The following is a 22,709-nucleotide window of genomic DNA, read 5'->3' on the forward strand; positions in this document are numbered from 1 at the left end:
TTCGGCTTATGCAGCCTCAGCAGCCATTTTCTGAGCCTTGGCCATAACTTCGTCCATGTTACCGCACATGTAGAAAGCTTGCTCAGGAATGTGGTCGAACTCGCCAGCGATGAGGCCTTTAAAGCCTTTGACTGTGTCTTCGAGTTTAACCTGAACACCTGGAGAACCGGTGAAGACTTCAGCAACGTCGAACGGCTGAGACAGGAAGCGCTCAACTTTACGCGCACGTGCAACAACCAGTTTGTCTTCTTCAGAGAGCTCGTCCATGCCGAGGATGGCAATGATGTCCTGAAGCTCTTTGTACTTCTGAAGGATAGACTGAACGCCACGCGCCACTTCGTAGTGCTCCTGACCAACAACCAGCGGGTCAAGAATACGGGAAGAAGAGTCGAGCGGGTCAACAGCCGGGTAGATACCTTTCTCGGCGATAGAACGGTTCAGAACAGTTGTCGCGTCGAGGTGGGCAAACGATGTAGCAGGCGCAGGGTCGGTGAGGTCGTCCGCTGGAACGTATACGGCCTGAATAGACGTAATAGAACCTTTAGTCGTGGACGTAATACGCTCCTGCAGGCCACCCATGTCGGTTGCCAGTGTCGGCTGGTAGCCCACAGCAGAAGGAATACGACCGAGAAGCGCTGACACCTCAGCACCGGCCTGTGTGAAGCGGAAGATGTTGTCGACGAAGAACAGAACGTCTTTGCCTTCTTCATCACGGAAGTACTCAGCCTGAGACAGACCTGTCAGAGCAACACGTGCACGCGCGCCTGGAGGCTCGTTCATCTGACCGTATACGAGCGCAACGCGGCTCTCGCCTTCAAGGTTGATAACGCCAGCTTCCTGCATCTCGTGGTAAAGGTCGTTACCTTCACGCGTACGCTCGCCAACGCCAGCGAATACAGAGTAACCGCCGAAGAGTTTCGCGATGTTGTTGATCAGCTCCTGAATGAGAACTGTTTTACCAACGCCCGCACCGCCGAACAGACCAACTTTACCGCCACGTGCGTATGGGCAGAGAAGGTCGATAACTTTAATACCGGTTACGAGAACTTCAGCAGACGTAGACTGGTCAACGAACTCAGGCGCCGGCTGGTGGATAGAACGACGCATGTCTGTTGCGATGTCGCCGCGCTCGTCGATTGGCTCGCCAACAACGTTCATGATGCGGCCGAGAGTAGCCGGACCAACTGGAACAGAGATCGCTGTGCCTGTGTCAGATACTGGCTGACCGCGAACGAGACCCTCTGTGGAGTCCATAGCGATTGTACGAACTGTGCTCTCACCGAGGTGCTGAGCAACTTCGAGAACCAGACGGTTGCCGTTATTCTCAGTTTCGAGAGCGTTCAGAATATCAGGCAGTTTGCCTTCGAATTCCACGTCGACAACAGCGCCGATAACCTGGCTGACGCGACCGGTTGCGGAGGTGCTCATGGATGACCCCTTTTTATTGGACGGTTTAGTAACATTAGTTGTTTTCGGAGCCGCTGCTTTAGCGGCTGTTTGAGCGGGTGCAGCTGTGGCTGCTGCAGCTTTCTTAGGAGCTGCGGTCTTCTTTGGAGCGGCTGGCTTCTTAGCCGCTGCCGTTTTCTTAGCAGGCGCTGCTACAGCAGCTTTTGCTTCTGGCTTACACGCACCGCACGCAGCCGTATCTTTACGACCAAGGCTCGCAGCATGCTTTTCAGCTGCTTTGAAGTCTTTGAACGGGCCGTGCCATTCGTCTGCGCTTGTGTTGTCCGGAGCGCCACCTACACCTTTGCCCTCGTTGCAATAACGACAGCCACCTGTGTGGATACGCGCCCGGTTGCGGATCTTATTTTCGTAAACCCAGAAGCTCATAACCTATGTCCTCTCTCTAGAGCGCTTCAGCGCCAGAGATGATTTCGATCAGTTCTTTCGTGATCTGCGCCTGACGTGCACGGTTGTACTGAAGCGACAGCTTGTCGATCAGTTCACCCGCATTGTTCGTCGCGTTATCCATCGCAGTCATAGACGCGGCCTGCTCGCCTGCTGCGCTTTCGAGAAGTGCAGAGAGGATCAGAGTGTTCAGGTAACGCGGAAGAAGCGTTTCGAGAATGTCGTCTTCAGACGGCTCATAGATGTATGTCGCACCTTTAAGGTCGACAGTCGGCACATCTTCAGGTGGCTCAGCCGGCACAAGTTGCTTGGCTGTCGGAACCTGAGAGATCACGTTTCTGAACTGCGCATAGACCAGCGAAGCGACATCGAACTCACCAGCTTCAAAGCCAGCGTTCAGATCTTTACCGAGCTGCAGAGCGATCTCAGCGAGATCGTCAGAGTTACGGGCAGATGATGTATCGATGTGAGAGACCATGAGATCGCCATGCGTACGCACGAGCTGCTCGCGGCCTTTCTTGCCGACAGTGATGATTTTCACTGTCTTGCCTTCGCCTTTGAGGCGCATGATTTCTTCGCGCGCTTTCTTCACAGTGTTGGCATTGAAGCCACCGCAAAGACCGCGTTCAGCTGTCATGATGATGAGAAGGTGTGTGTCTGACTTACCTGTACCGGTAAGCAGTTTCGGACCCTGACCACCAGTTGAGGCGGCTGTCAGGTTTGCGATCACACCTGCAAGGCGCATTGAGTATGGTTTCGCAGCTTCAGCAGCTTCCTGCGCACGGCGGAGCTTGGCTGCAGCAACCATCTGCTTGGCCTTAGTGATCTTCTGTGTGGATTTCACAGAGGCGATCCGGCCTTTGAGATCTTTCAAACTTGGCATTTGAACTCGCCTGTAAGTCTGCAAGCGATGCGGCGGAGATTACCCTGCCGCAATCGCTCTTCCTAAGTCTGCTTAGCCGAAGTTCTTCGTGAACTCGGTCAGCGCTTTGTCCATGCCAGACTGGATTTCGTCCGTCAGTTTCTTCTCTGAACGGATTTTCGCCAGCAGGTCAGACTTGTTCGCGTGCAGCCATGCGAGAAGCTCTTTCTCGTAACGTGTAACCGCTTCGACAGGAACTGTGTCGAGGTAGCCACGTGTACCCGCGTAGATCACCAGCGCTTGCTCTTCCATCTGAAGCGGAGAGAACTGAGGCTGTTTCAGAAGCTCTGTGAGGCGTGCACCACGGTCGAGCGTTTTCTGAGTCGCAGGGTCGAGGTCAGAACCGAACTTCGCGAAGGCCGCGAGCTCACGGTACTGAGCCAGCTCACCTTTCATGGAACCAGCAACTTTCTTCATGATGCCAGTCTGAGCCGCAGAACCAACGCGGGAAACCGAGAGACCAACGTTCACAGCCGGGCGGATACCCTGGTAGAACAGGTCGGTTTCGAGGAAGATCTGACCGTCAGTGATCGAAATCACGTTTGTCGGAATGTACGCAGATACGTCGTTCGCCTGAGTTTCGATGATCGGCAGAGCGGTCATGGAACCTTTGCCGTGATCGTCGTTCAGTTTCGCCGCACGCTCGAGGAGACGGGAGTGCAGGTAGAATACGTCACCCGGGTAAGCTTCACGACCTGGTGGACGACGAAGCAGCAGAGACATCTGACGGTAAGCAACGGCCTGTTTTGTGAGGTCGTCGAAGATGATCAGAGCGTGCATACCGTTGTCGCGGAAGTACTCACCGATTGTAGAAGCGGTGTATGGTGCAAGGTATTGCAGAGGCGCTGGTTCAGAAGCCGTAGCGGATACGACAACTGTGTAGTCCATAGCGCCGCGCTCTTCGAGGGTTTTAACAACCTGAGCAACAGTCGAACGCTTCTGGCCGACAGCAACGTAGATACAGAAGAGTTTCTCTGAATCGTCTTTTGCAGCTTCGTTCGTTGGCTTCTGGTTCAGGATCGCATCGATACAGATAGCTGTTTTACCAGTCTGACGGTCACCAATAACAAGCTCACGCTGGCCACGGCCGACAGGGATCATGCCGTCGATCGCTTTAATACCAGTCATCATTGGCTCGTGTACGGATTTACGCGGGATAATGCCCGGCGCTTTCACGTCTACACGGTTACGGGAAGAAACGTCAGCCAGTTCGCCTTTGCCGTCGATCGGCTCGCCGAGCGCGTCAACAACGCGGCCGAGAAGACCTTTACCGACAGGCGCAGCAACGATCTCGCCGAGACGCTTAACTGTAGAGCCTTCAGAGATGCCACGGTCATCACCGAAGATAACCACACCAACGTTGTCGCTCTCGAGGTTGAGGGCCATGCCCTTAACGCCGCCAGCGAATTCAACCATCTCACCAGCCTGAACAGAGTCGAGGCCGTGGATACGGGCAATACCGTCACCTACGGACAGTACAGTACCGACGTCGGAAACTTCCGCTTCCACGCCGTAATTTTTGATTTGATTTTTGAGGATCTCAGAGATCTCAGCCGCGCGGATGTCCATTGGGCTCATGCTCCCTTCATGGCAAGGTTCATACGATCAAGTTTGGATTTGGCGCTCGCATCAATGAGGCGAGAGCCAATTTTCAGCTGGAAGCCCGCGATCAGCTCAGGATCAACTCGGACATCCATGGAAACTTCGCCACCGGATACGGAGGCAACCAGGTCTTCCAGTTCTTTCACCTGCGCAGCGGTCAGCTCGTGAGCAGACACAACGCTTGCGCGGGTTACGCCACGCTTGGCAGCAGAAAGGTCACGGAAGGCGCGAACCATGCCAGCGATCTCTCCGGCGCGGCGGTTATCCGCAACAACACCGAGGAAATTCGCAACAAGCTGCGACAGACCCATTTTTGCAGAGATCGCCTGGATAACGGCAACCTTGTTTTCAGCGCTGACCGTAGGCGCAGCGAGCGCGCCAGTAAGATCTGCAGATGCATCCAGTGCAGCGCCAAAAGCGTTCAGTTCGGCCTCGACCTGCGGAATGACATTCTCTTCAGAAGCCAGGTCCAGCAGTGCGGAGGCGTAGCGAGTGGCGGCTTCGCTGACTTGTAACACGCTCAAATGCTCACCCATTCGGATTGGAGGCTTACAGCCCCGGTTCAGACGTCTAACAACCTTGGAAATATCGGCACATAAAGCGCCCCACCCCGGTCATTCGGGCGGTCCTTAGCATGCTACCTACTGACTCGCAACAGGGGGTGAGTGGTGTTTTTCATGCCGGTTTGTCGCAGCTGATTGTTTTCATCAACAAAGACAAATCAGACGGTGATCTACGCCCGATAACGACGTCTGTATGATGACATCATCTCTGGCGCGTTCTATCCCGTTACCCACATAACAAGACTATACCGGAGGAGCCGCCCGTGAAAACCATCAAAGCCGAACAGGTCACAGATAATCTGGTGTTCCCGGAAGGCCCGCGCTGGCGTGATGGGTCGCTCTATTTCTCCGACTTTATCGACCAGCGCATTTCTAAACTCGATCCGGCAACCGGCGAATTGGAAACCGTCGTGCAGCTTTCAGATGCCCCGTCCGGCCTTGGCTGGAGGCCAGATGGCACGCTGCTGTTTGTGAGCATGGCGCGTCAGCAACTTTGCGCGCTTACCGAAAAGGGCCCTGAAGTCGTTGCCGAGCTTGGCGATTTTGCTGGCGGGCGCACCAACGATATGGCCGTCGATGCTAAAGGCGGCGCCTATATTGGTAATTTCGGTTTTGACATGATGCGCGGTGCCCCTGCCCGCACAACCTCGCTCATTTACGTTTCGCCTGAAGGTGGCGTGCGCCATGTAGCTGATGAGCTGATGTTCCCAAACGGCATAGTCCTGACGGATGAGGGCCGCACGCTGATCGTTGCAGAAACCTATGCCAACCGCCTGTCAGCTTATGAGGTTGCAGCGGACGGGTCGCTTTCTGATCGACGCACCTTTGCACAGTTTGGGCAGGACGTTGCGCCGGACGGGATTTCCGTCAATTCAGAGGGCGCGGTCTGGGTTGCGACAGCCCGCGACAATCGCTGCGTCTGCGTGAAGGATGGCGGCGAGGTCATCGCTGAAGTTCTGATTGGCCAGGGCCAGACTTATGCCTGCATGCTGGGCGGCGAGAATGAAAGCGATCTCTATATCTGTGGTTCGTCGGGCTTTCGCCCCGCGCCCGGCGAACGCGAAGGTCGTATCTGGCGAGCGCGTGTCGCCTGACATCATCCGCCAAACTGAAACTTAGAGAACCGATCGAGCTCACCCTCGATGAGCGCTTTATGGTCGGCTTCATTGCCTTTGCCCATCCAGTGCCAGGCCTGAATGAGTAGGCGCTGATCTTTCCTGTCTGCTTTCAGGTCGATACCGGCGACTATCTCGTCGCCGATCAGAACAGGCAGGGTGAAATAGCCAAGCTTGCGCTTCTCTTTTGGGATGTAGACCTCAAAGATATGGTCATAACTGAAGAACGCACTCGTGCGCTTTCGCTGGATGATGAGCGGGTCAAAAGGCGACAGGATATGCGTCAGCGTCGGTTCAGGCGGCGCAGTGTCCAGCGTTTGAGGCCGCGCCCAATGCTGCACATTACAGCCCTCAATCAGAGCCGGCCTTAAGCGTTTTGCCCTCACTTCACGCTCGATCAGCGCCAGAATATCCGGCTTATCCTTCGCATTGAGATGACAGATGGACTCCAAACTCACCAGCCCTTGTGATCGCAGCGCCCGCTCCAGCTGGTATTTCAGCGTCTGCAGACGCGTTGCCGGTTTGGGCAGACGCTCCCATCCGAAGTGCCGTTCCAGAAGATCATAGGTTTTAAGCATGCCGTCACGGCGGCTGATCGCCAGCTGTCCACCGAAAAATCCTGCCTGCAGCGCCTTTTTAGACGGCTTGCGCGAGCCCCAGGCGTGAGACTTATCAACCAGCTTATCGTCTTTGATGTCTGAAATCGCGAGCGGACCGTCCTCGCCCACCCGTTTCAGTATGCGCCGCATATCCTTTGGCTCAACGCTACCGAACCAGCCACCGGGGTCCTTGCGCTTTTCCTTCATCGCCGCGACGAAATAGGGAAAATCCTCAGTCGCGATATAGCTCAGCGCGTGCGTCCAATATTCAAAGACGGACTTATCATCAGATTGGGCGGCATTGAGATCAACCCGCCGGTAAGCCGGAATACGATTGAACAATATGTGGTGATGGCACCGCTCGATCACGTTGATCGTATCGATCTGCACATAGCCAAGATGGGCCACCGCTTTAGCAACAGCCTCAGCCCCCTCACCAAAGGGTTCGCGCTCATCCAGCTTCTGCGCCGCAATCCAGATCGCCCGTGCCCGCGCCTGCGATAGAGTTTCAGTGGGCCGCCCCGCTCTGGCCTTTGGCATTACCGGTCTCCGAAGTGAGCCAATACGCTAAGCACCAACGCGAAAGGCAGCAAGCCTCATCTTAGAAGCTCCCATCTCTCAAGAGGGGAGCCCTTCTCCATGGGGAGAAGGGTTTGGGATGAGGGGAACTCACAAACTGCTTTTGGGAGCCAATCCAAAGATCAACGCTACGTTTTTCTGGTACATCCTTATGATTGATGCACCTTACATTTCGTCATATGCCCGCATTTCATAGAGCGACACGAGCCAACCTCAATAGCGCGTTTATATCCTCACAAATATACCAATACGTTTCGAGCTCTTCTAAATGAGCTTCTGACACATCGTCAGGCGCTTTATCCGGCCACATCTCTTCAGGTGTGAATGGCGGATTAGCGTTGTAAGGATAATCATCGATGATCTGAGCATAAATTGCCCCGGATTTTTCGGGGCGAAGGTCAAGGAGGTAGGTCGGTTCTGCACCCGACCAGTCAGCAATAGGCAATAGCCAATTCGGTACACTTGCCAACAATGAATCACGCGTCTCATAAATGTCCAAGAACCGATGTTCTTCACTCAGTGCGTAAAACTGGTTTAAGAGAAAGTCCTTATCATAAGCTGGTACCCTAAACGGTTCTGAATATTTTTCTCGGATTGCAAACCCATTCACGGTCTGAAGAAAAGTCCGATAAGCAGGCGGCAGATTAAACCCGATCGTGGTTTCCAATTCACGAATTTGCGGCTCACTGGCTGGCTCGCATTGAGCCAGATATTTCTCGTTTTGTGACATCACCTGCGCGCCATAATTTATGATCGGCCCATCACCTTAGAGGCAATTTTCGAAAAAAACAGCTCACGGAACTTCGTTCCGCAGTAGGGCGTACAAAAGCAAAGCGTTGTGCGCCGAATTGAGCACCAGATACAGCACAGTCAGTTCGTTTTTCTGGCGCACTTCGTCCCTCAGTACGCCCTACCCCGCTACCCCGCCCGCTCGATCAGGTCAGCCGCGGAAAGAAGCCCCTGCTCTGTCACATAGGCCGTGACGTATTTTGCAGGCGTAATATCAAAGGCGAGGTTTCCACCCGGTGAGAGGGTGAGTTTCACCCGCTTCATCTCGCCATTTTCATCCAACCCATCAATATGGGTCACCTCGGTCGCGTCGCGTTCTTCAATCGGCACATCGGTGCCTGTTGGCGTGGACGGGTCATAGGTCGTGAACGGCATGGCCACATAAAACGGCACGTCGTTATCTGCCGCAGCGAGCGCTTTCAGATACGTGCCAACCTTATTGCAGGCATCGCCATTTCGCGTGACGCGGTCGACGCCGACAATGCACATCTGCACCTGCCCGCGCTGCATGAGCAGGCCGCCCGCATTGTCCACGATCACCGTGTGCGGCACGCCATGTTGTTGCAGCTCATAGGCCGTCAGAAGCGCGCCCTGATTACGCGGACGGGTTTCATCCACCCACACATGAACCGGAATGCCCTCATCATGCGCGCGATAGATCGGCGCCGTCGCCGTGCCGAAATCCACCGTCGCAAGCCAGCCCGGATTGCAGTGAATGAGAATATTCACCGACTTGCCCGGGTTTTTCGCATGCAGGTCACGAATGATCTGAAGGCCTGTCTCGCCAATCGCGCGATTGGTCTCAACATCCTCATCGCAGAGCGCATTCACCTTGTCATAGGCGGCAGCGGCGCGCGCTTCTGGCGCAAGCGGGGCAACACGCTCTCGCACCTGATCGAGCGCCCATTTGAGGTTCACTGCTGTTGGGCGGGTCGCGACCAGCATGTCATACGCCGCATCGAGCCCTGCATCAGAGGCATCATCGCGCAGCGCCATAGCCAGGCCATAAGCGCCCGTCATCGCAAGCAGAGGCGCGCCGCGAGTCCACATCTCTTTGATGGCCACCGCGCAGTCAGTCGGGCTTTTCAGCTCAACAATGGTCAGCTTCCACGGCAGATCGCGCTGGTCAAAGATATGCACAGACCAGCCGTTTTCGTTCAGCCAGATGGAGCGATACGGTCTGCCATCAATTTTCATGGAATGCTCTCCCGCCCTCAGGCGATCTGAATATTGGCGAAGGTGTCGGTCTTGTTGCCCCAGATACCTTCATCAAGCTCGTGCTTACGGTCGAGAAGAACCGTCTGGAAACCAGCCTCATCTGCAGCCTCAAGCTCGGCAACAACGTCAGACAGGAAGACGATCTCACCGGCTGGCAGCTTCAGCGCCTGCGCGATCTTTTCGTAAGAGAGCGTTTCTCGCTTCCCGCCCGTCGTCGTATCGAAATAGCCGGAGAAAAGCGGCGTGATATCGCCCGCTTCGGAATGCCCGTAGAGCAGTTTCTGCGCTGCGATGGATCCGGAAGAATAGACATAAAGCGCTTTGCCCGCGTCATGCCAGCGCTTCAGCCCCGCCACGGCATCGTCATAGATATGGCCTTTGAACGCGCCCGTTTCGAAGCCTTCCTTCCAGATCATGCCCTGAATGGCTTTCAGCGGCGTGGCCTTACGGTCTTGATCAATCCAGCGGATGAGCACAGAGATAAGTTCGTCAGCCGTTAAATCCGGCGCGTCTTCTTCCTCGCGCACAGCGTCCAGATGTTCCTGAATATCGCCTGCGTTCGCGCGCACGAAGTCACCCATACGCTCACGGGCGTATGGGAACATCACATCGTGCACAAAGCTGATCGAGCTGGTCGTGCCTTCAATGTCGGTGACGACGGCTTTGACGCCCTTCAGTGAGATCATGCGGCCATGAACTCGAATGTCGGGAAGCCTTTGGCGATGCCGCTCTCCGTGAAGTTCGGCACCCAGCCTTCTTCATTGTTGAAGAAGCGGATCGCCGCCAGGCGCGCATCCGGCCCCATATCGAACCAGTGTGTTGTGTTTGCCGGCACGCTGATCAGATCATTCTGCTCGCAAAGCACCATATGCACCTTGCCGTCCACACGCAGATAGAACACGCCAGCGCCTTCAATAAAGAAGCGGACTTCATCTTCAGAGTGTGTGTGCTCGTCGAGGAATTTAGCGCGGATTACGTCCTTGTTCGGCGTCTCTTCGGTCACGCGGATAATGTCCACCGTGGTATAGCCGCCTTCAGCGCAGATGCGCTCGACTTCGTCGCGGTATGCCGCCAGCACATCTTCCTGCGTGGCGTCGGGGGCAAAGGCTTCACGTGCCTCCCAGCGCTCGAAACGCACACCGATATCGTTCAGCGTGGACGCAATGGCTTCAAACTCGGTCGTATCGAGCACAGCCGTTTGCGACGCAGTCTCTTCAAAAACAGTCAGTCGGCTCATTTCCAGAGTCCTTTCTTCGGGACACCCTTAATCTTCAAAATCTCGACTTCAGCGGTCAGCATATGGTCGACAGCTTCGCACATATTCACGCAGGCCTCCATGTCCTTGCCCCAGACATAGAAGCCGTGGTCGCGGATGATATAGGCAGGCACAGGCAGATCGGCGATAAATTCTTCCAGCGTGTTTGCGAGCGCCGGCATGTCCTGCGTGTTATCGACCGCGCGCAGACGAACCTTCACAGCATGCGTTTCTACGCCTGGAAAGGCCTTCAGCATCTCATAGCCTGCCAGCAAGATATCGCCGTGCATGAGCCGCGTCAGCACAACGCCTGCCGTAGAGTGCACGTGCAGAATGGCGTTCGCGTCCGGATAATGCTTGTAAATCTGCGTGTGGAGCAGCGTTTCGGCAGACGGCTTCTTCTCTTCCAGAGCTTTGCCTTCGGCATCTACGCGCATCACATCCTGAATGTGCAGACGGCCCTTATGATTGCCCGATACCGTCACCGCGAATGCGCCGTCATTCAGGCGCATCGAATAATTGCCGCTGGACGCAGGCGCCATGCCCTTCGCATCCAGAAGACGCCCCGCTTCGCAGATATGGCTCGCGGCGGTGTCGAAATCGACAGGCCCGTCAGACTTCAGGCTGATCATTTTGCAAACCCTTTCCGCAGCAGCTCAACAGCCAGCTCCAGCGTTTCCGGCTTCTTACAATAGACGAAACGGATTTTGGTGCGCCCGTCTGCCTTATCGCGATAGAAGCTGGAGCCCGGCACGGTCGCAATACCGACCTCGTCAATCATCCATTTGGCAAAGGCGACGTCATTGTCGTGACCGGTGCGCGCCATCAGCTCAGATGCGTCTGTCATGATGTAATACGCGCCCTGCGGATGATAGCAGGTAAAGCCGATCTCCTGCAGAACCGGCATCAGAATATCGCGCTTCAGCGCATAGGTCGCGCCAAGCTCGCCATAATATTCATCGCCAAAGCGTAGTGCATGGGCCGCGCCCTCCTGCAGAGGCGCCGCGGCGCCAACGGTGAGGAAATCGTGCACCTTGCGAATAGCGTCAGAAGCATCCGGCGGCGCGATGATCCAGCCAATCCGCCAGCCTGTCGCTGAATAGGTTTTGGAAAGACCGGTGATCGTCACCGTGCGGTCTGCCATGCCCTCAATGTCGGCCATGCGCAGATGTGGGCCTTCATAAATGATGTGCTCGTAAATCTCGTCCGTAATCGCGACGACATCCCATTTCTGGCAAAGCTCGCCAATGAAGGTGAGCTCCTCTTTTGAGAAGACTTTGCCTGTCGGGTTGGATGGCGTGTTGATGATGATTGCGCGGGTCTTGTCATTGAAGGCCGCGGCAAGCTCTGCCTCATCAAAGCTCCAGTCCGGTGCGCGCAGTTTCACAAAGCGCGGCACAGCGCCAGAAAGGATCGCGTCAGGGCCATAGTTTTCATAGAACGGCTCGAAAACAATCACTTCATCGCCCGGATCAACCAACGCCATCATGGTCGCCATCATCGCTTCGGTTGTGCCACAGGTGACGGTAATCTCGCGCTCTGTATCAGGGCGCAGGCCATAATGGCGCTCTGTCTTCTCGGCGATCGCGTTTCGGAGATTCACTGTGCCCCAGGTGATGGCATACTGGTTGAAATCCTCACGGATCGCCGCAACGGCCGCTTCTTTCAGCGCTTCAGGGGCAGCAAAATCCGGAAAGCCCTGGGCAAGGTTCACGCCCGGTTTATCGCCGCCGCGCGCATTGAACTGGCGCGTCATACCGCGAATGACAGACTCGGCGAATACGCCTGCTTTCTTTGAGGTGTGAATTGGCATGGAGAAGCCCCTAACAATCGTTCAGCGCAGCAGCCTTGAGCGCGCTCTATCGCGATAGCCGAAGGCGAAGCGGAGAACAAACAAAACAAGGCAGCCTTGAGCGCGCCTCATGTAGCGCGCAGCGCTGCGGAGGCAAAGTGTAAATCATCCCTATCCATGAAGGCCGCGCGATATATCAGGTTTGCGCGTCGGCGCAATGATCAGGGCGTGTATTGCCATGTTCTTTGATTGGCGGACTACGACTATTCAATCCGAGTATGACAAATTTTCCCTAGCGCTGTTAACCAAATTGCCACATTTCGTTAACAACTTGCAATTGGAGGCCGAATTCAAATGCTCGCAACTATCGGATACGAAAAAGCTACACTCGATGATTTTGTCGCCACACTGAAGGAGCAAAACGTCGAAGTCCTTGCAGACATACGAGACCGCGCGCAGTCTCGTCGCAAGGGATTCTCGAAGACAGCCCTATCTGAGGCCCTTAATGAGGTCGGCATCAAATACATACACCTCAAAGCTCTTGGCGATCCTAAACCGGGGCGTGAAGCAGCCAGGGCAGGCGATTTCGATCGCTTCAGACAGATTTTTGACGGTGTCATGCAATCCAATGAGGCCAAAGAGGCATTGGATGTTCTAAGAGAAATGCTCGAGACATCAAATGTTTGTCTAATGTGCTACGAGCGAGACCCGATGACTTGTCATCGAAAAATTGTTTCTGATAAACTTAAAAGTGAAGCAGGCGGAAAGGTGCAGCACTTTGGGGTCAGACTCGGAAAAACTCGGGATTCAGAAAGAGGACGAATGCTTCATTCTGATCAAGGCGCAGCCGCATAGGTCAAACAAGTACTCCGAAACCGTTTGTTGCGCCGGCATTGGCCGTGATGGCAAATGGCGGAGACAGTATCCAATACCCTATCGTATTTTGCAGGACGGCCAAAAATTCAAGCGTTGGCAATGGATCAGCTATAAGTTCACACAAGCACTGAATGACCGGCGTACCGAAAGCCAGAAAGTCTTACAAGAGACACTGGAAGTGAAAGGCGCGTTAAAAGAATCCGAGCGGACAAGGTTCGTGAACCCGTTGATCAGAAGCTCGCTTAAAGAAGCTGACGAGAAAGACGAGTCACTATGCATCGTTAGACCCACGGTCGTCGAAGTTAAAGAAAAGCGTATTTCGAACGATGAGCTAGATTTACAGAGAGAACTCCACCGCCAGCTTGCTGCTCAGGGGTCACTTTTCGACAAAGCTGCAAAGCCGTTAGAGCCTTGCCCCATCGCATTCCGAGTGCGCTGGAAAGATGAAGACGGTGACTGGCACAATCATACTTCTGATGATTGGGAGACATCGGCCGCATACTTCAATTTGAAGCAAAAGTATGGAGAATCTCAGGCTATCGAAATTATCAAAGATAAATTCCAAAACGAATACTTCGAAAAAGGGCTGGTTTTCGGCTTTAGCACCCATTCTCGCCGCAACAAAACCTTTGGCACTGTGAATCAATGGCTTCTAGTTGCAATGATACGGCTAGATAAATCTAATCAAGGAGACATGTTTCTCTAACGATTAATTATACGAACTAATCCCACCCCCTGCCATCCCGCTCTAAACTCGCCGTATGCAGTTCGGAATTCCTCTTCCAGACGCGTTTGCCGGTTTCATTGAGCGTTTGCCGCTCTATCTTGCCCGCATAACGCGCCTACCGATTGCCTGGGGTATTCCGGGCAGTGAGGGCGCGCATGGCATGCCAACCCGCCTGTTCCGTTATGATCATGACCGCATGAAACGCATGGTGCTTCGGAGCGAACATTTGATCCGCTGCCTCATTGTCTGGCTGGCCTTTCTGCGCCTGCACTATGACAAGGTTTCCCCAAGCGCACATGCCGCGCCCCTTACAGGCGGCACGCCCACTTCGCCTCAGCGTCCTGTGCATGAGCTGTTTGCTGTACGCGCCTTGCCGCTTCACCCGGTCAAGCCTCCACCGTTTCGCGTCTCCATGCCCGATCCCTCACCTGAGCCATACGCCAAAGGCTCCTTCCTTCGGACAACGACGCGTGCAAAACGTCGATATGATGATGAAATGGATGGGGAGCGACTGATCCAGCGTGCTGACCGGCTGGAACATTTGATAGACACTTTGGTGCCTCGCGCAGACAGGCTTGCCGCTTATTGGGCAGGTCGGCTGAAACGAGCCAGAGCACCAGATGCTCGCGATACTGATGCGCCAGCGCCTCATGCCGCGTTTATCGAACCAAGCGACCTCATATTCGATCCATTGAAATCGCCAAGGCCACCGCCTGACTTATTGGAGGATGCCGAAGACGATGAGGCCGAAGACCTCTCCCTTTTACATGAAGTCGCCATCGACGCCGCAGAAGGCTTTAACGCCCTCTGCGGATAGTGGTGCAGGCACCCCCCTCTCCCCGCGGGAGAGGGGCTGGGGGTGAGGGGATAAAACGATCACTCTATACCCAGACGTTCACGAACCAGAGTAATCAGATGATCGGGATGAAATGCGATATCGTTGGGAATACGCAGAATATCCCAGCCAAATGCGCGCAACTTACTGTCCCGTTCCTCATCTCGCATTTGCACATCATCGCGACTATGGATGCTGCCATCGACTTCAATCACCAGCATGGCGCGTTCAATTGCGAAATCGACGATCATGTTCTCAATCGGGTGCTGACGGCGAACAGGATAACCTTCATCACGAAGCTTGCGAAGCACCTGCCATGCAGCCTGTTCTCCAGTCGTGGATGCCTGACGAAGACGTCGCGCCCGATCGGTCTGCTGGCTCATACAATTCCCCTCATCCCCACCCCTTCTCCCCAGGGAGAAGGGCGCTTCCCTCTCCCCACGGGAGAGGGATTAAGGGTGAGGGTAAATCAAACTACTCCCGAAGCAAAATCTCGTAATAGCCCGGCATGAGCGTCTGAAGGCGCGCGCGGCCTTCATCAGACAGGCGGTTGAGCTTGAGGCGTTTATTGTCCGCATCCGCAATCACCTCGACCAGCCCGTCCGAAACGAGCGCGCCAAGCGACCGGCTGATCACCGGCGAGGAGACATCAATCCGGTCGACAATCTGCGAATGCTGGAGCCCCTCATGCGCGCCGTCCAGAATAACAAGGATCAGAAAGCGCGTGAGCGAGAGATCATGTTCACGGAAGAAATCATCCAGATCGCGCAGTAGGAGCGAGGCTTTGCGCAGCATTTCCAGCTGGCTTGAAATCTGAGGCTCCGAGCCTGCCGGAAAATGCTCGCGATAATTCATCAATAGCGACTGCGTCGGCAGGTATTTCAGAAAGAACATTTACACCACCTCTGATAGATGCATAAAAGTTTTGCGCATCATTAGAGCGCACAGCCATCAGGGGGAAGACGTGGCAGGAATTTCAGACATTTACTATATCGGTGACCTCGATTTTGCCGATGTTTATGAAATGGAACGCGACGATGAACCAATGCCGTCAGTTGACGTTTTTTCTGCCAAAAATCTTAGCTTGATTGAACTCTGTGAACTTGGTCAGGTTCTGGGTCTCGGTTCTTTTGACGAGATGATGGCTGGATTTAAAGACGCGTTTGTCGACGAAGATGCAGGTTGTGGTGCATTGATCATCCCAGAAAAGCTGGTCCGTAAGATCAAAAGCCTATCTGTGTATGAGATCGGAAGCGCCGCGGAAGCGTGGAGCAAATTCGAACAGTTTCAGCACATGTTGCCACCTCAGACCTTATCAAATCCGCCTAAAAAGCGTGGCCTGTTTGCTCGAATTTTTAAGTTGAAAACAGAGGTGCCAATTGTTCAGGAACCGGCGGATAACGGAGTTAAGCCACGACTTGTTGAATACCTCATCAAACTTCAGACCTTTCTGAAGACACGAAACGAAACCGCCTATCTGTTCATGACGCCCTAATCGCCGAAAGCCTTCGTCAGATTGTCGCGAATCGGCATCCAAGCAGCCTTGAGCCCGTTCTATCGCAATAGCCGAGCGCGAAGCGGAGAACAGAAAACAGGACAGCCCTGAGAGCGCCCCAAACGAAGACCGGTTCGCGGGAGCAATTAAAGGAACGAATATGGATCGATATCCACCTGCAAACGGGCCTGCGCAGGCAGTCTGAGCGCGGTTTTCCATACGCTCATATAAGCCGAGAGATCAACATTGAGCTCGGAACGGACCAGGAAACGCCAGCGCCAGCGCCCGCGCAAAACACCGATAGGCGCAGGCGCAGGGCCCCAGACTTCGACGCCATCTGCATTTGGCGCGACCATGCCGAACTCTTTGGCAAGACGGGCCGCGTCATCCTCGCCCGGGAAAGACAGAATGACAGCTGCAAGCCTGCCATAAGGCGGCATGCCCATCATCTCGCGCATTTCTTCTTCGCAGGCGAGGAAGCTGTCACGGTCGGTTGCCGCCAGGGCCTGCATAAGCGATGCATCCGGATCATAAGTTTGCAGCATGGCGCGGCCCGGCTTTTCCGCGCGCCCTGCCCGGCCTGCCACCTGAGAGAGGAGCTGGAAGGTGCGCTCACCGGCGCGGAGGTCTCCGCCCTTCAGGCTGGCATCCGCATCGACAACACCCACAAGTGTGAGGCCCGGAAAGTTATGCCCTTTAGCGATCATCTGTGTACCGATCAGCACGTCAATCTGGCCTTGCTCCATCCGGTGGATGAGCGCGCGCAGATCGTCGCCTGACTGAATTGTGTCTGATGATAAAAGCTCGATACGGGCTTGTGGCAGTTTGGAGCGAACTTCTTCGGCGACGCGCTCAATGCCCGGCCCTACGCCCATGAGAGAATCCCGCGCACCGCATTTCGGGCAGGCCGCAGGTCGCCTCATCGAAAAGCCCGTCAGGTGGCAGACAAGGCGGTTTGTATAGCGATGTTCGGTGAGCCAGCTTTCCGTGCCCGGCGTTTTCAATTTCTCACCGCACGCCTTGCAGATAACAAGCGGGGCATAGCCGCGACGGTTCAGAAATAGAAGAGACTGCTCACCCGCGCTCAGAACGTCTGCCATATTGCGTACGAGCACGGGCGAGAGCCAATCCCCTCGGTCGGGGGCTTCGGACCGCATGTCAATGAGGCTGACCTCAGGCAGGCGGGACACCCCCGGCCTAGCAGCTAAGCGCAGATAGTCAAACCGTCCGGTGCGCGCATTATGCAAAGTTTCGAGCGCTGGCGTGGCGCTGGCGAGGATAACTGCAAACTTTTCAAAGCGTGCGCGCGCCACACATAAATTTCGGGCATGATAGATAACGCCGTCTTCCTGCTTGTAGGATCCGTCATGTTCCTCATCCACAATGGCGAGACGCAAATTCGGAAATGGCAGAAAAAGTGCAGACCGGGCACCAACGACGATGCGTGCTCGCCCGTGAGCGACCTCGCGCCAGGCGCGGCGGCGGTCTGCATCAGTGATACCTGAGTGCCACTCAACGGAGCGCGCGCCGAAGCGGGCCTCAAAGCGTTTCATGATCGCCTGAGTGAGCGCGATCTCAGGCAAAAGGATCAGGATTTGCGCGTCAGGGTCGGCGCGAAGGGCTTCAGAGATTGCTTCGAAATAAACCTCGGTTTTGCCCGAACCGGTTACGCCGTCGATCAGGGAGACATTGAAGCCGTGCTCACGAACGCGGCGGCGCAGATGTTCTGCAGCGCTTTCCTGTTCGTCTGTCAGGTCGAACCCCTGCCCTTCGGCATTCGGGACGGGATAAGACGGATCTATCGGACGATAATCCGTACCCAGAACACCAAGATCAACCAGGCCTTTCACGACAGAGGTCGAAACGCCTACCTCTCGGCCAAGCTCGGCCTGCGTCATGGGCGGATTGTCTTTGACAAACTCTAACACGCGCTCGCGGGCAGCGGTCAGGCGCTTTGGCGCTCCGGTAGACGGCTTTTCAAGAACCACCGTTTCCATTTTGGACGGATAGAGCGAGGCCGGAGAACGAAGTACCATACGCAGCACCCCGCCCGGATTGGAGCAGGTATATTTCGCCGACCATTCGATGAAGTCTCTGAACGGCTTAGAGAAGGCAGGCGTGGGATAGGATGCATAAAGCTCTTTCAGCTCGCGCAGCCCGTCTTCTTCCTCACAGACATCCCAGACGACGCCCATACGTTCCTGTGCGCCCAAAGGGGCACGCACAACAGAACCGGGCTCGACATGCATCTCTTCCGGGATGGCATAGTCAAACGGCTCTGGCAGAGGCAAAGTAAAAAGGACTCGGGCGTAACGCATGGAGGAGAGATTGGGCTTAAGCGGGCTTCAAGAAAAGAGGCTGTTAACGCCCTTCCACGACAATCTGCAAAATGAATGCATCTGACACCCCTGCGACCGACCTGTTTTCCGACTTTCTCGAGCATATTGAGAAGGAGCGCGGCATGTCTGCGCATACGGTGACGGGCTATCGCCATGACATCGGATCATTTGTTGGCTTCCTCAACCGGAATAACCCGAAGCCAGTTACGGGCAGCGACCTTGAAGCCGTGCATCCAAGACGTGTCCGCTCATGGCTCGCAGAACGGCGTGAAGGCGGCGCGGATGCTGCGGCCACTCTGGCTCGCGCACTTTCAGCGCTTCGCGCATTCTATCGCTGGCTCGATGTCGCCCACGGGATCGAGAACGCCAAACTGCTGGCCATGTCCGGCCCTAAGCTCAAATCGCGTCTGCCGCGACCGACCAGTGAGGAAGACACGGCAAACCTGATCGCTCTGGCTGGTGACATGCAGGAAGAGCCATGGCTTGGCGCGCGCGATACTGCGCTTTTGACGCTGATTTATGCAGGCGGCCTGCGTATTTCAGAAGCGCTGTCTCTCACGGGTGATCTTACACCCGCCCCTGTCGAGCTTCGTATTCTGGGCAAACGCAACAAGGTCCGAATTATCCCGCTTATGGATGTCGCGCGTAATGCGATGGATGCCTATGCAAAGCTTTGTCCGTATAAGATGGGCACAGACACGCCGTTCTTCTTTGCTGTGCGTGGCGGCCCGATGAGGCCACGCGCGGCGCAGGCGCTCATGCAGCAACTTCGCGGCGCGCTAGGCTTGCCCGAAAGCGCAACACCGCATGCGCTACGCCATGCTTTCGCCAGTCATCTACTCGCCCATGGCGGCGATTTACGGTCCATTCAGGCCCTGATGGGGCATGCCAGCCCGTCAACGACGCAAGTCTATCTGGGCGTTGAAGATGCCCGCCTCACCCGCGCTCATAAGCTCGCTCATCCACGGGCCTGACGTCTCCACTCAGTTCACTTTGAAAAACAAAGTTGACATTTATCGAAAAACAATTACTTTGAAATTCAAAGTTATTTGTGGAGACAATCATGAACTCGAAACTTGCTGCTGATCTGGAATATGTACGCACCATTGCCGAGGCCGGGGAAGACGCCCCTCCGATTGCGGGCCGGTTTGCGACTCTCTGGTTTTTGCTGGTTACGGCGGCCCTTCTGGCCCACTGGGCTCTTGCAAAGGGTTTCTTTGCAGGCGCAGACGAACGCTGGGCAGGCGCAGTTTGGATGACAATGGGCATTTCAGGCGGCATTGGCAGCTTTATCCTTGGAAAAACCGCCTCTGACCTGCCGGGTCAGTCTGCCCCGGTGAACCGCGTCGACCGCTCCACCTGGCGTGTAGCCTCCTTCGGGCTGTTTGCTTTCGCGATTTCGATCGTTGTCGCGGTCAGTGTTCGTCCTGAACTGAGCGTCGATTTGTTCGATGCAATCATGCCGGCTGCATTTCTGGTCTACGGTATCAGCTATGCTGCGACGGCGGCCTTTTCCAAAGACCGGGCTAAATGGTTGCCGGTAATTGTGTCCGTGGCTTTTGCCTGCCTCACGATTGGAATGTTCGGACTGAGTGATGCCTATCTGGTCGCCGCGGCGGGCACCATACTCTGCTGGCTGACGGGCGGCGCGCGCCAGCTGATAAACGAGCCGAAGTCAGTGGTGTAACTCGCGATGAGTGACACACCCGACAACCCTTTCGACCATGGCGAGATTGATGATGCCATTCACGGGCGGCTTCGCCTCGGCATCATGGCCTATCTCTCAGCAGCATCGCCAGCAATTTTTGGCGAGCTGAGAGACAAGGTGAATGCCACGGATGGCAATCTCTCAACCCATCTGCGCAAGCTTGAAGATGCTGGATATGTGGAGATAGAAAAGCGCTTCGAAGGCCGACGCCCACAAACGCGCATCCGTCTGACCGAAGCCGGCCGGAAAGCCTGGCTCGATTACCTCGCAAGACTTCGCTTGCTGCTCGACGCCGCCGAGTAAATACAAAAACAGGCGGGCATGCCCCCCGGCACCCGCCTGTTTCGTCCCTGATCAGCTATCGCTGTTACGCGACCACCTCAGGAAGTGCTCTGCAGAACTTGTCCACGTCTTCGATAAAGCCCATCGAGACACGGGTCCATTCATTATAGTCCATGTACTGGCCACGAACCGAGATCATCCGGTCAGCCATTGCCTGCTGAACGGCGTTAGCCTCTTTACCCGACTTAAAGTAGACGAAGTTCGTCTGTGACGGCAGATACTCGAGACCAAGCGTATCTAAGGTTGTTGTAACCATTTCTCGGGCTTCGACAATCTTTGCCTTTGAATAATTTACAAATTCCATGTCGTTATAGCTGCCGATGGCCGCTGCGATGGAGGTAGACGGCGTCCAGCTCATGACGACAGACTGGATTTTCGCCGCAGTTTCCGGCGCCGCGATCAGATAGCCCATACGGATACCCGCCATTCCATAAAGCTTGGAGAAGGTACGCGTCACAATCACATCATGACCTTCTTTGATGAGCGGAACACAGGTCGTGCCTTCTTCATCATCAGCCAGCTCGATGTAAGCCTCGTCAACAATGACAGGCGCCTTCGCCGCCATGCGTGCAACCGCTGCGCGGATTGTATTGCCCGGCGTCACAAGACCTGTCGGGTTGTTCGGGTTACACAGCTGAACGGCGCCGGTGCTGTCATTCACTGCTGCTTCCATGGATGGAAGGTCGATCTCCATATCAGCTGTCAGCGGAATACGTTGAATGTCCGCCATGCCGAGATTAGCCGCGTAAAGCGCTGTCGTATCCCAGAAGAGACGCGGGGCCACGATTGGGCCATTCGGACCGTATGTGAGCGCGATCGCAGACAGGATCTCACCGGAACCTGTAGAGAGCGCGATGTGATCAGGTGTCACGCCATGGCGCGCCGCGATCATCGCTTTCAGTTCTTCGGTCGCGCCCTGCGCCGTATAGTAAGCACCTTTAGACGCTGCATAGGCGATCATGTCTTTAGCAGACTGCGCCGGGCCGTAAGGGTTTTCGTTGCGCGACAACAGCGCCACGCCCTGAGGCGCGCCGAGAAGATACGGGTTCTCCACCGCAGCATTCTCTGGCGTGAATGCGCCCTGAGCGACCGCTGCACCGTTCGTTGAAGTGGCGCAAGCTGTCAGGCCTGCAACTGCTGCGCCTGCTGATCCTGTCAGCAAAAAACGTCTTGATAGATCAAATGCCATGTCCGTAACTCCCTTTTACCTTTCCGTTCTGATCTCTCATCAACCCGCTACGGCCTTGTAGAAAACGTATGCTGAGGTCGCGATCAGGTAGATTCCGAAGTATCGTTTGAGCTTCACGCCATCGAGACTGTGCGCGAGCCTGGCGCCAATGGGCGCGGTGAAGATCGACATGCTGACAATGGAGAGGGCAGCAATCAGGTTCACATACCCGATAGACCCGGGCGGCAGCCCGGCCTCACCAAAGCCGACGATCATATTACTGATAGTGCCCGGCACCGCGATGATAACACCAAAGCCCGCCGCAGTCGCGACAGCCTGATGGATAGGTCGCTGACAGGCCGTCATCACCATGACAGCAGGCGTACCGCCGCCAATACCGAGTAGTGCCGAGAACCCGCCAAGGAATGTTGCGATTGGAGCCAGCACGAAGCCTTTCGGCATTTCAGCGCTGAAATGAAACCGGACATTGCCCTTTGCCGGGAACACGAAGTGCAGGCCCATAAGGAAAACGCCAACCGAGAAGATCAGTTTAAGCGCTGAACCGTCCAGCACGCGTGTCAAAATTGTTCCGAGAATGGCCCCTATAGTCAGCCAGGGGGCCCAGTCCCTGATAATCTGCATGTCGACCGCGCCTTTTTTATAGTGCGCCTGCGCCGACCTGAAACCTGTAACCACAATGGTTGCGAGTGATGTTGCAACAGCCATCTTCATCAGAATGGAGTCGCTGAAATCAAAGAACTCAAACACCACAATAAGCGTTGGAACGACAACAAAACCGCCGCCAATGCCAAATAATCCGGCTACCAGCCCTGCTGCCAGACCTGCCCCCATCAAAATGAAGACCATCTGCACCAGCTGGAGCCAACTATAATCACCCAAGAAACCACATCCCAGACTGAGTTGCGTAAATCGC

General features: G+C 55.3%; 24 protein-coding genes. 8 read left to right on the plus strand and 16 right to left on the minus strand.

Going from position 1 to position 22,709, the window contains the following annotated elements; all coding sequences use genetic code 11:
• Nucleotides 1–6: 6 nt before the first annotated feature.
• From atpD to P1U45_RS02525, 4 genes are all read right to left on the minus strand, one after another.
• The gene (gene atpD, locus P1U45_RS02510) at nucleotides 7–1,428 is read right to left on the minus strand and encodes a F0F1 ATP synthase subunit beta (protein WP_366144975.1); all 1,422 of its coding nucleotides are present in this window, start codon (nucleotides 1,426–1,428) and stop codon (nucleotides 7–9) included.
• 421 nt (nucleotides 1,429–1,849) lie between these two features.
• Nucleotides 1,850–2,734 carry a F0F1 ATP synthase subunit gamma gene (locus P1U45_RS02515; protein WP_301057347.1) on the minus strand — a complete coding sequence of 295 codons (885 nt, stop codon included), beginning with the start codon at nucleotides 2,732–2,734 and terminating at the stop codon, nucleotides 1,850–1,852.
• A 72-nt stretch (nucleotides 2,735–2,806) separates the two neighbouring features.
• Nucleotides 2,807–4,342: a F0F1 ATP synthase subunit alpha gene (gene atpA, locus P1U45_RS02520; protein WP_301059279.1), complete on the minus strand. Its 1,536-nt coding sequence runs from the start codon at nucleotides 4,340–4,342 to the stop codon at nucleotides 2,807–2,809.
• Nucleotides 4,343–4,347: 5 nt separating this feature from the next.
• Complete coding sequence (locus P1U45_RS02525; protein WP_301059280.1) at nucleotides 4,348–4,893, minus strand: F0F1 ATP synthase subunit delta; 546 nt, start codon at nucleotides 4,891–4,893, stop codon at nucleotides 4,348–4,350.
• Nucleotides 4,894–5,201: 308 nt separating this feature from the next.
• Between P1U45_RS02525 and P1U45_RS02530 the strand changes: the two genes are divergently transcribed.
• Nucleotides 5,202–6,032 (plus strand): SMP-30/gluconolactonase/LRE family protein, encoded by an 831-nt coding sequence (locus tag P1U45_RS02530; RefSeq protein WP_301057348.1) that lies wholly within the window; start codon nucleotides 5,202–5,204, stop codon nucleotides 6,030–6,032.
• A gap of 2 nt (nucleotides 6,033–6,034) precedes the next feature.
• Here the strand turns inward: P1U45_RS02530 and P1U45_RS02535 are convergent, their stop codons facing one another.
• The 7 genes from P1U45_RS02535 to P1U45_RS02565 form a co-directional block, all read right to left on the minus strand.
• On the minus strand, nucleotides 6,035–7,192 hold the full coding sequence (locus P1U45_RS02535) for a winged helix DNA-binding domain-containing protein (protein WP_301057349.1): 1,158 nt from the start codon (nucleotides 7,190–7,192) through the stop codon (nucleotides 6,035–6,037).
• Nucleotides 7,193–7,421: 229 nt separating this feature from the next.
• Nucleotides 7,422–7,961 (minus strand): SMI1/KNR4 family protein, encoded by a 540-nt coding sequence (locus tag P1U45_RS02540; protein ID WP_301057350.1) that lies wholly within the window; start codon nucleotides 7,959–7,961, stop codon nucleotides 7,422–7,424.
• A 188-nt stretch (nucleotides 7,962–8,149) separates the two neighbouring features.
• Nucleotides 8,150–9,217 (minus strand): S-methyl-5-thioribose-1-phosphate isomerase, encoded by a 1,068-nt coding sequence (gene mtnA, locus P1U45_RS02545; protein ID WP_301057351.1) that lies wholly within the window; start codon nucleotides 9,215–9,217, stop codon nucleotides 8,150–8,152.
• Between the two features lie 17 nt (nucleotides 9,218–9,234).
• Entirely contained in the window at nucleotides 9,235–9,924 is a 690-nt protein-coding gene (gene mtnC, locus P1U45_RS02550; RefSeq protein ID WP_301057352.1) for an acireductone synthase, read from the minus strand.
• The gene (locus P1U45_RS02555; protein WP_301057353.1) at nucleotides 9,921–10,475 is read right to left on the minus strand and encodes a hypothetical protein; all 555 of its coding nucleotides are present in this window, start codon (nucleotides 10,473–10,475) and stop codon (nucleotides 9,921–9,923) included. Before P1U45_RS02555 ends, mtnC begins: the two co-directional genes overlap by 4 nt.
• Nucleotides 10,472–11,125, minus strand: coding sequence for a methylthioribulose 1-phosphate dehydratase (gene mtnB, locus P1U45_RS02560; protein WP_301057354.1), 654 nt, complete (start codon nucleotides 11,123–11,125; stop codon nucleotides 10,472–10,474). The genes P1U45_RS02555 and mtnB overlap by 4 nt, the downstream gene beginning before the upstream one ends.
• Nucleotides 11,122–12,306, minus strand: a complete 1,185-nt coding sequence (locus tag P1U45_RS02565; RefSeq protein WP_301057355.1) for an aminotransferase class I/II-fold pyridoxal phosphate-dependent enzyme — start codon at nucleotides 12,304–12,306, stop codon at nucleotides 11,122–11,124. The genes mtnB and P1U45_RS02565 overlap by 4 nt, the downstream gene beginning before the upstream one ends.
• A 333-nt stretch (nucleotides 12,307–12,639) precedes the next feature.
• Here P1U45_RS02565 and P1U45_RS02570 point away from each other — a divergent pair, with 333 nt between their 5' ends.
• Genes P1U45_RS02570 through P1U45_RS02580 form a run of 3 tightly spaced genes read left to right on the plus strand, consistent with a single transcriptional unit; the run spans nucleotide 12,640 to nucleotide 14,705 of the window.
• On the plus strand, nucleotides 12,640–13,140 hold the full coding sequence (locus P1U45_RS02570) for a DUF488 domain-containing protein (RefSeq protein ID WP_301057356.1): 501 nt from the start codon (nucleotides 12,640–12,642) through the stop codon (nucleotides 13,138–13,140).
• The gene (locus tag P1U45_RS02575; RefSeq protein ID WP_301057357.1) at nucleotides 13,064–13,867 is read left to right on the plus strand and encodes a hypothetical protein; all 804 of its coding nucleotides are present in this window, start codon (nucleotides 13,064–13,066) and stop codon (nucleotides 13,865–13,867) included. The genes P1U45_RS02570 and P1U45_RS02575 overlap by 77 nt, the downstream gene beginning before the upstream one ends.
• A 55-nt stretch (nucleotides 13,868–13,922) precedes the next feature.
• Complete coding sequence (locus P1U45_RS02580) at nucleotides 13,923–14,705, plus strand: hypothetical protein (RefSeq protein WP_301057358.1); 783 nt, start codon at nucleotides 13,923–13,925, stop codon at nucleotides 14,703–14,705.
• A gap of 59 nt (nucleotides 14,706–14,764) precedes the next feature.
• Here P1U45_RS02580 and P1U45_RS02585 read toward each other — a convergent pair whose 3' ends face one another.
• Together P1U45_RS02585 and P1U45_RS02590 are read right to left on the minus strand one after the other, a co-directional pair.
• The gene (locus P1U45_RS02585; protein WP_301057359.1) at nucleotides 14,765–15,106 is read right to left on the minus strand and encodes a DUF559 domain-containing protein; all 342 of its coding nucleotides are present in this window, start codon (nucleotides 15,104–15,106) and stop codon (nucleotides 14,765–14,767) included.
• A gap of 91 nt (nucleotides 15,107–15,197) precedes the next feature.
• Nucleotides 15,198–15,617, minus strand: coding sequence for a MarR family transcriptional regulator (locus P1U45_RS02590; protein WP_301057360.1), 420 nt, complete (start codon nucleotides 15,615–15,617; stop codon nucleotides 15,198–15,200).
• Nucleotides 15,618–15,747: 130 nt separating this feature from the next.
• Here P1U45_RS02590 and P1U45_RS02595 point away from each other — a divergent pair, with 130 nt between their 5' ends.
• Nucleotides 15,748–16,218 (plus strand): hypothetical protein, encoded by a 471-nt coding sequence (locus tag P1U45_RS02595; protein ID WP_301057361.1) that lies wholly within the window; start codon nucleotides 15,748–15,750, stop codon nucleotides 16,216–16,218.
• 146 nt (nucleotides 16,219–16,364) lie between these two features.
• On the opposite strand, the gene P1U45_RS02600 is transcribed toward P1U45_RS02595, so the two are convergent.
• Nucleotides 16,365–18,536 carry a primosomal protein N' gene (locus P1U45_RS02600; protein WP_301057362.1) on the minus strand — a complete coding sequence of 724 codons (2,172 nt, stop codon included), beginning with the start codon at nucleotides 18,534–18,536 and terminating at the stop codon, nucleotides 16,365–16,367.
• Between the two features lie 71 nt (nucleotides 18,537–18,607).
• Here P1U45_RS02600 and P1U45_RS02605 point away from each other — a divergent pair, with 71 nt between their 5' ends.
• The 3 genes from P1U45_RS02605 to P1U45_RS02615 all read left to right on the plus strand — a co-directional run bounded on the left by P1U45_RS02605 (nucleotide 18,608) and on the right by P1U45_RS02615 (nucleotide 20,568).
• Nucleotides 18,608–19,531 carry a tyrosine recombinase XerC gene (locus P1U45_RS02605; RefSeq protein ID WP_301057363.1) on the plus strand — a complete coding sequence of 308 codons (924 nt, stop codon included), beginning with the start codon at nucleotides 18,608–18,610 and terminating at the stop codon, nucleotides 19,529–19,531.
• An 89-nt stretch (nucleotides 19,532–19,620) separates the two neighbouring features.
• Nucleotides 19,621–20,244 carry a hypothetical protein gene (locus P1U45_RS02610; protein ID WP_301057364.1) on the plus strand — a complete coding sequence of 208 codons (624 nt, stop codon included), beginning with the start codon at nucleotides 19,621–19,623 and terminating at the stop codon, nucleotides 20,242–20,244.
• 6 nt (nucleotides 20,245–20,250) lie between these two features.
• Entirely contained in the window at nucleotides 20,251–20,568 is a 318-nt protein-coding gene (locus P1U45_RS02615) for a transcriptional regulator (RefSeq protein ID WP_301057365.1), read from the plus strand.
• A 64-nt stretch (nucleotides 20,569–20,632) separates the two neighbouring features.
• On the opposite strand, the gene P1U45_RS02620 is transcribed toward P1U45_RS02615, so the two are convergent.
• Nucleotides 20,633–21,796, minus strand: coding sequence for a histidinol-phosphate transaminase (locus tag P1U45_RS02620; RefSeq protein WP_301057366.1), 1,164 nt, complete (start codon nucleotides 21,794–21,796; stop codon nucleotides 20,633–20,635).
• Nucleotides 21,797–21,835: 39 nt separating this feature from the next.
• The gene (locus P1U45_RS02625) at nucleotides 21,836–22,675 is read right to left on the minus strand and encodes a sulfite exporter TauE/SafE family protein (protein WP_301057367.1); all 840 of its coding nucleotides are present in this window, start codon (nucleotides 22,673–22,675) and stop codon (nucleotides 21,836–21,838) included.
• Nucleotides 22,676–22,709 lie beyond the last annotated feature (34 nt).

Origin of the sequence: Ponticaulis sp. (genome assembly GCF_029210165.1) — a bacterium.
Taxonomy (GTDB): Bacteria; Pseudomonadota; Alphaproteobacteria; order Caulobacterales; family Hyphomonadaceae; genus Ponticaulis.

What these genes read in the sequence shown, in the direction of transcription:
- atpD (WP_366144975.1), bottom strand. Translation starts at nt 1,428, where the DNA reads ATGAGCACCTCCGCAACCGGTCGCGTCAGCCAGGTTATCGGCGCTGTT.
- P1U45_RS02515 (WP_301057347.1), bottom strand. Translation starts at nt 2,734, where the DNA reads ATGCCAAGTTTGAAAGATCTCAAAGGCCGGATCGCCTCTGTGAAATCC.
- atpA (WP_301059279.1), bottom strand. Translation starts at nt 4,342, where the DNA reads ATGGACATCCGCGCGGCTGAGATCTCTGAGATCCTCAAAAATCAAATC.
- P1U45_RS02535 (WP_301057349.1), bottom strand. Translation starts at nt 7,192, where the DNA reads ATGCCAAAGGCCAGAGCGGGGCGGCCCACTGAAACTCTATCGCAGGCG.
- P1U45_RS02540 (WP_301057350.1), bottom strand. Translation starts at nt 7,961, where the DNA reads ATGTCACAAAACGAGAAATATCTGGCTCAATGCGAGCCAGCCAGTGAG.
- mtnA (WP_301057351.1), bottom strand. Translation starts at nt 9,217, where the DNA reads ATGAAAATTGATGGCAGACCGTATCGCTCCATCTGGCTGAACGAAAAC.
- mtnC (WP_301057352.1), bottom strand. Translation starts at nt 9,924, where the DNA reads ATGATCTCACTGAAGGGCGTCAAAGCCGTCGTCACCGACATTGAAGGC.
- P1U45_RS02555 (WP_301057353.1), bottom strand. Translation starts at nt 10,475, where the DNA reads ATGAGCCGACTGACTGTTTTTGAAGAGACTGCGTCGCAAACGGCTGTG.
- mtnB (WP_301057354.1), bottom strand. Translation starts at nt 11,125, where the DNA reads ATGATCAGCCTGAAGTCTGACGGGCCTGTCGATTTCGACACCGCCGCG.
- P1U45_RS02565 (WP_301057355.1), bottom strand. Translation starts at nt 12,306, where the DNA reads ATGCCAATTCACACCTCAAAGAAAGCAGGCGTATTCGCCGAGTCTGTC.
- P1U45_RS02570 (WP_301057356.1), top strand. Translation starts at nt 12,640, where the DNA reads ATGCTCGCAACTATCGGATACGAAAAAGCTACACTCGATGATTTTGTC.
- P1U45_RS02580 (WP_301057358.1), top strand. Translation starts at nt 13,923, where the DNA reads ATGCAGTTCGGAATTCCTCTTCCAGACGCGTTTGCCGGTTTCATTGAG.
- P1U45_RS02585 (WP_301057359.1), bottom strand. Translation starts at nt 15,106, where the DNA reads ATGAGCCAGCAGACCGATCGGGCGCGACGTCTTCGTCAGGCATCCACG.
- P1U45_RS02590 (WP_301057360.1), bottom strand. Translation starts at nt 15,617, where the DNA reads ATGTTCTTTCTGAAATACCTGCCGACGCAGTCGCTATTGATGAATTAT.
- P1U45_RS02595 (WP_301057361.1), top strand. Translation starts at nt 15,748, where the DNA reads ATGGAACGCGACGATGAACCAATGCCGTCAGTTGACGTTTTTTCTGCC.
- P1U45_RS02600 (WP_301057362.1), bottom strand. Translation starts at nt 18,536, where the DNA reads ATGCGTTACGCCCGAGTCCTTTTTACTTTGCCTCTGCCAGAGCCGTTT.
- P1U45_RS02605 (WP_301057363.1), top strand. Translation starts at nt 18,608, where the DNA reads ATGAATGCATCTGACACCCCTGCGACCGACCTGTTTTCCGACTTTCTC.
- P1U45_RS02610 (WP_301057364.1), top strand. Translation starts at nt 19,621, where the DNA reads ATGAACTCGAAACTTGCTGCTGATCTGGAATATGTACGCACCATTGCC.
- P1U45_RS02615 (WP_301057365.1), top strand. Translation starts at nt 20,251, where the DNA reads ATGAGTGACACACCCGACAACCCTTTCGACCATGGCGAGATTGATGAT.
- P1U45_RS02620 (WP_301057366.1), bottom strand. Translation starts at nt 21,796, where the DNA reads ATGGCATTTGATCTATCAAGACGTTTTTTGCTGACAGGATCAGCAGGC.